6 protein-coding genes are annotated in these 6,237 nt (G+C 55.2%); 2 read left to right on the plus strand and 4 right to left on the minus strand.

Going from position 1 to position 6,237, the window contains the following annotated elements:
• The first annotated feature begins 60 nt into the window (after window positions 1-60).
• Window positions 61-642 (plus strand): HupE/UreJ family protein, encoded by a 582-nt coding sequence (locus ADICEAN_RS10950; RefSeq protein ID WP_009195660.1) that lies wholly within the window; start codon window positions 61-63, stop codon window positions 640-642.
• A 54-nt stretch (window positions 643-696) separates the two neighbouring features.
• A complete protein-coding gene (locus tag ADICEAN_RS10955) occupies window positions 697-3,030 on the plus strand; it encodes a M1 family metallopeptidase (RefSeq protein WP_009195661.1) in 2,334 nt (777 codons plus the stop codon).
• Window positions 3,031-3,153: 123 nt separating this feature from the next.
• On the opposite strand, the gene ADICEAN_RS10960 is transcribed toward ADICEAN_RS10955, so the two are convergent.
• From ADICEAN_RS10960 to ADICEAN_RS10975, 4 genes are all read right to left on the minus strand, one after another.
• Window positions 3,154-3,339 carry a hypothetical protein gene (locus ADICEAN_RS10960; protein ID WP_009195662.1) on the minus strand — a complete coding sequence of 62 codons (186 nt, stop codon included), beginning with the start codon at window positions 3,337-3,339 and terminating at the stop codon, window positions 3,154-3,156.
• A 137-nt stretch (window positions 3,340-3,476) separates the two neighbouring features.
• Window positions 3,477-4,730 (minus strand): hypothetical protein, encoded by a 1,254-nt coding sequence (locus tag ADICEAN_RS10965; RefSeq protein ID WP_009195663.1) that lies wholly within the window; start codon window positions 4,728-4,730, stop codon window positions 3,477-3,479.
• Window positions 4,731-4,924: 194 nt separating this feature from the next.
• Window positions 4,925-5,650, minus strand: coding sequence for a YqjF family protein (locus tag ADICEAN_RS10970; RefSeq protein ID WP_009195664.1), 726 nt, complete (start codon window positions 5,648-5,650; stop codon window positions 4,925-4,927).
• A gap of 33 nt (window positions 5,651-5,683) precedes the next feature.
• Entirely contained in the window at window positions 5,684-6,103 is a 420-nt protein-coding gene (locus ADICEAN_RS10975) for a hypothetical protein (protein ID WP_009195665.1), read from the minus strand.
• Window positions 6,104-6,237 lie beyond the last annotated feature (134 nt).

The raw sequence follows: 6,237 nt of genomic DNA on the forward strand, positions 1-6,237 counted from the left end.
CTACCGAATTCCCCGAAAGCCGTAAGTTTGCAAACTTGTTACAAAAACAAACCTTCCGATATGAGTACGTTTCGGTTGTATTTTCAACTGGGTATTGAACATATTCTCGACTTACAGGGCTTCGATCACATATTATTCATCATAGCATTATGTGCGCTGTATACGCTGCGGGACTGGCGCAAGGTGCTGCTGCTGGTTACAGCCTTTACCCTGGGGCATTCCATTACACTGGCCCTGGCTACCTTAAACATTGTGCGGGTTAATTCCGATCTGATCGAATTTCTGATACCGGTAACCATTCTGATTACGGCCGGCACCACGGTGTTTCGGCGGCAGCAGGGCTTTAGTACCGGCAGGGGCTACACCAATTATATATATGCAACAGTATTTGGCCTGATCCACGGGCTGGGCTTTTCCAATTACCTGCGCAGCCTGCTGGGCAGCGGCAATCTGCTCAAACCCCTGCTGGCCTTTAACCTGGGCATCGAAGTAGGACAGATCCTGATTGTGGGGGGATTTTTACTGATAGCCGGCTTGTTGGTGGTTGTGGCTGGGGTAAACCGGCGGGAATGGAGCCTGGGCGTTTCGGCAACCATAGCCGGTATGGCCATTATGCTGATTCTTCAGAATAAAATATGGTAATTAGTGGTTTCTATCCTGTATATTTAGCTCTTGATTCATTCTGATTCTGGCACTATGATTAAAAAATGTGGATTTCTTGCCCTTGCCCTGGCCGTAAGCATGAGCAGCCTGGCCCAGCAGCGGGAAGAAAATGTAAATCAGCGCAAATTTGAGCAGCTTGATCAGGAGCTGCGCTCACCAAATGTATACCGCACCGCCTCCGGTGCGCCCGGCCACCAGTACTGGCAGCAGCAGGCCGATTATGATATTGATGTGCGGATAGATGATGAGACCCAGCGCCTCTATGGCAAGGAGACCATCACCTATCACAACAACTCGCCCGATAACCTGTACTACCTCTGGGTGCAGCTGGACCAGAACATGCGCGCCGCCGACTCGGATACCTACAGCTCAGAGACCAGCAGCATCGAAGACCGCATGACCATCGGCAGCCTGCGCAAGATCATTGGCTATGATTTTGACGGTGGCTTTAAGATTGAGCATGTGGTGGACATGCAGGGCGCCAAACTGGCCTATACCATCAACAAGACCATGATGCGCATTGACCTGCCCCAGCCCCTGAAGGCCGGCGAGAAGATGAGCTTTAAGATTGACTGGTGGTACAATATCAACGACCGCGGCATCCTGAGCGATCGAGGCGGGTATGAGTTCTTCCCCGAAGATGGCAACTACCTCTACACCATTGCCCAGTGGTTTCCCCGCATGGCAGTCTACTCCGATTTTCAGGGCTGGCAGCATAAGCAGTTTCTGGGCAGCGGCGAGTTTGCCCTGCCTTTTGGCAACTACAAAGTGCGCATTACCGTGCCCTCCGATCACATTGTAGCCTCTACCGGCGTATTGCAAAACCCTCAGGAAGTCCTGACAAAGGAGCAGCAGCAGCGCTTTGAGCAGGCCAAAACGGCCAAGAAGCCTGTGATCATCGTTACCCAGAAGGAAGCCGAAAAGAAAGAAAAGACCAAGGCGAAGGACACCAAAACCTGGGTGTACCATGCCGACAGCGTGCGGGACTTTGCCTTTGGCAGCAGCCGCAAATACATTTGGGACGCCATGGGCGTAGACATTGCCGGCAAAACCGTTATGGCCATGAGCTACTACCCCAAGGAGGCCAATCCCCTTTATGAGCAGTACTCGACCGAAGCCGTAGCGCATACCCTGCGGGTGTACAGCCGCTTTACCATTGACTACCCCTATCCGGTAGCCATATCGGTAGAGGCCAGCAACGGCATGGAGTACCCCATGATCTGCTTCAACTACGGCCGGCCCGAAAAGGACGGTACCTATAGCGACCGCATCAAGTATGGGATGATCTCGGTGATCATCCACGAGGTGGGCCACAACTTCTTCCCCATGATCATCAATTCCGATGAGCGGCAGTGGACCTGGATGGATGAAGGCCTGAACACCTTTACCCAGTTTCTGGCCGAGCAGGAGTGGCAGCGCGATTACCCCAGCAGCCGCGGTCCTGCCCACAAGATCGTGCCTTACATGAAGAGCGCCAAGGATACCCAGCGCCCCATCATGACCAATTCCGAGCAGGTACTGCAGTTTGGCAACAACGCTTATGGCAAGCCGGCCACCGCGCTCAACATCCTGCGCGAGACCGTTATGGGCCGGGAGCTGTTTGATTTTGCCTTCAAAACCTATGCCCAGCGCTGGGCCTTTAAGCACCCTACGCCCGAAGATTTCTTCCGCACCATGGAAGATGCCTCCGGCGTAGACCTGGACTGGTTCTGGAAAGGCTGGTTCTATACCAACGACCATGTGGATATTGCCCTGGCCGGCGTACGCTACCTGCAGCTGAACACCAAAGATCCGCAGGTAGAGGCCGCCCTGCGGCAGGAGCTGGCCCAGCGCAATGCCAACCACATTGCCCGCACCCGCAACCAGCAGGCCGTGCCCAAAACAGCGGTTGAGAGCAACCCCTCCCTAAAGGATTTCTACAACAACTACAATGAGTTTGCCGTAAGCAAGCAGGATAAAGACGCCTACGACGCCTACCGCAAATCGCTCAGCGCCGAAGAGCGCGCTACACTGGATGCCAGCTGGCACTTCTACGAGCTGCAGCTGGAAAACCGCGGCGGCCTGGTAATGCCCGTGATCGTGCAGTGGCAATTTGAGGATGGCAGCAGCGAAGTGCAGTACCTGCCGGCCGAGATCTGGCGCTACAACGAGAACAAGGTGACCAAAGCCTTTGCCAAGAAGAAAAAGGTAAAGACCATTGTACTGGACCCCTTCCGCGAAACCGCCGATACCGATGAGGCCAACAATTACTGGCCGGAGTACAACCAACCCAGCCGCTTTGAGCTCTACAAGCAGCAGCAGGGCGCCCGTGGCGCTTCCAGCGGCGGCAACCCCATGCAGCGCAGCCGCAGCAACCGGGGGAATTAGGGTAAGTAGAGGTCAGAAGAAAGAAGTTAGAGGTAAGACATCCTCCAGATAAAGAAAAAGCCACTGCCTGTTAAGGGAAGTGGCTTTTTATATATAATGCGACTATAGTAACAGGGCAATAACTTATTCCACTGCTGCCTCGATCGGATCTACCGCTATTTCCGAATTTTGCCGGGCATCATCGCGCCCTGCATTAAAGCCGCGCTTAAAATCGTCCCAATCTACTGCGACTACTACAGCAAACATACACAGTACACCAAAAAAGAAGAAAGCAAGATCCCGAAGGCTAAGAAAGCGGCGTGAGTTCATTTCGTAGAATGGTTTGGTTAAGAGGGAGTAAACTAAATAACAATTTACAAAAATACAATTTTGGCTGGCTATCTGTTGCTCAGACTCCAGCGAAAACCTTCGTGTCTTCAATATCTTAGAGGTCTTATAATTGCTTTTCAGGGTGCCCCCACTTCATACCAGGGCGCTCCCAGCCAGCCCGGATGTAACTGCAGCTGTACAGTATCACCTGATGAAAGGGTTTTATAGTACTGGCCCGGCACCTTTATCTCGGCCGGCTGCTGCATAGGGCCCCAGGGGGTAAGGGTGAGATAGTAGCGGTCAATTTTACCATTGCTGATGCGCATATCTAATACCCGGGCCTGGTGAGGAATGGGGGTGGCAGTATCCAGAAGTCCGTTCATGAGATAGGCCGAGCCATACCCATAGGCCAGCGAGCTAACCACAAGGGTGGCATACAGGCCGTAGCGCGCACTTTTTAAGCTTCTGAGAGCGCTGGTGCCCAGCAGAAGTGCCACTGCCAGCATTCCCCCGAAAGCGGCGGCTGCCTGCCAGATGGGTCCATACCCCAGCACGGAATAATCAAAAAAGGTGCGGAACGCCAGCATCAGGGATGGATACAGCAGGGCTGTCATCACCGAGGGTAGTGGGCCTCTGGCAGTAGCACTTCCTTCTTCTTTATCATGTATGCCCAGCAGCCCCCTGTACCACCAGATGGCCAGCACCACGCACCAGGGAAACAGCACCCCCAGGGCAATGCCGGGCGCATAAAGAGCCGGATAGGTGTGCAGTACTAACAGGCCGATGCTGAGCAGCACACCGGTCCAGTTGAGCAGGCGGGCTACCCCCCTGGCCTGCCGTAGCTTTGCCTGCCGCTCTTCAGAGCTGCGCCCCAGCGCCGGATTGGCCTGCAACTGCTCGCTTTCCTCCCAGTTCTGCACCAGGTCCAGGTTAGGCCAGTAGGTCGACAGCCATTCCAGCAGTGCAGCATGGCCGGCCACAAAATTGCTTATCCGAAGCCGGTAGCCAGGCCGGCTGAGCGAATGGAGGTACGTCCATTTTTCGTCGGTGCGGTAACCGGCCAGGTCGGCAATGGCTATCCGTTTGCTTCCGAAACCTTCAGTACTGATCAGCTGCTCCTCTTCTACCCGCAATGAAGCCCGCATAAAGGTAAACAGTGCGTACAAAAAGTAGAGCACATAGGCCAGGGCCGCTCCCATCAGCAGCAGCGCCAACGCCCCAGGTTGTTGCATAGCCCTGCTTCCCAGCAGGTAGAGCACCCAGGCACCCCCGCCGGTTAAGGCCAGCAGCAACAGCCCCAGAAAAAGGCGTGTGCCAGTCCCCAGGCTATAGCGGGAATGGGGAGGGGGTGGAATAACAAACAGGAATTCTTCTGCAGGTAACGGATGCATGGCACTACTCGCTAAACTAGATAGGAAGCAAGCTAGCTTTTTGGTCCCGGCAAGCCAAGAGCGTGTATGATTAGTGCTGAAAACAACTGCTTTTGAACCAGTGCCCCGGCTCATTGAAAAGGCGCTTTACGCTCTTTGAAACCCCTATTATCTGCATCCAGGAGTTAACGCCAGCTTGTAGTTAGCGTTCCGCTTTACAGTCTATCCGCTGTCAGCCTGCTTCCGCCCAGCACTGCAATCGGAGACCCCTCTGCCAGCAGCACCGACTGTGGCGCTGCCTCTGATAAAAAGCCAAAGGAGGGGCCGTACAGCAGCCCAAAATCTGCCTCAACCGCAACAGCCTGCACCGCATACTGCTCCCAGCGGGGGTGCACCACTTCATAGGCATCGGTGCGCCGGGGGCTGCGGCGGGTGTAGCCCCAGTAATGCTCGGTGATGAACTCGGCCTCGCTGCCCTCGGTAATGGGGGTGGGCCTGGGATCGGCTACCACCGACAGGCTGTGCCAGCGCTGCAGCCTCCAGCTGTAGCTTACCTCCAGTTGCTGGTCGGTTTCCCGAAACTGGTACTGCATGGGCAGGGTCTGATAGGGCTCGCCATATACCGTACGAGCTACCAGCGTAATGGCCGGGCGAGGCACGATCTCTTTGATGAAGACCACCCCCCTGCGCCAGCCCTCCGCGGTTTTTTGCCGCACGTAAAAGCGCAGGTTTGCCTCCGGAAAGGTAGTGTGGAAGGGGATGGGCAGGCCTCGCAGCCGCACCCGACGGAAGAGAAAACCTACCAGGCTTACATAGCAGCGGTCCTCCCACAAGTCCAGCTCGGTGCCGGCCGGCAGGTAGGGGTGTAGCAGTTCGGGGGCTACGGCATAATTGGCCATGATCAGCTTGCGCCATTCGGCCGTCAGAAAGGGAGTAGGCATGGGGTAATCTGTTTTTTAGTATACCAAACAGGATCAATAAATGCTGGAGGGGCGGCGGTAGTGCTTTTCGCTCCAGCGCACCAGCAGGCGGAAGGCCAGGCCAAATACCCCTCCGATCACCGCTGCATCTGCGTAGACGATCCAAAAATTTCCGCTTTGCAAAAAGATCCACCCGATCAGGAGCGTAAACGTCAGCAGGGCATAGCCAGTCGTAAAGAGCACAAAGCCCCAGCGGCTGCGCTTTCTATAGACCTTGAGGATCCACTTTTCCGGCAGCAGGATGAACAACCCCCAGGCCAGCAGCATAAAGGGGGCCGACCAGAAGGCGACCATCTGCGTATCGCCTCCCGCTACACTGCCGTAAAGGGGTATGGACAGCAGGGCATGCCCGCCCAGTCCGGCAGCCCAGCTAATGAGCATTGCCGCAAGTGTCAGGTAGGTATAGCTTTTCATCGGTAAACAGGGGTAAAGGTAGAAGGTTGGCCGGAAAGCAGCAGCGGTTGGGAGGCGGTCTCCCCTTCGCATCGCTTTTTAATCACGTTCAGGATCACCTGGTGAAAATCCTCAAAGGACCAGATCGGCCCAGA

Source organism: Cesiribacter andamanensis AMV16 (genome assembly GCF_000348925.1).
Classification (GTDB): Bacteria; Bacteroidota; Bacteroidia; order Cytophagales; family Cyclobacteriaceae; genus Cesiribacter; species Cesiribacter andamanensis.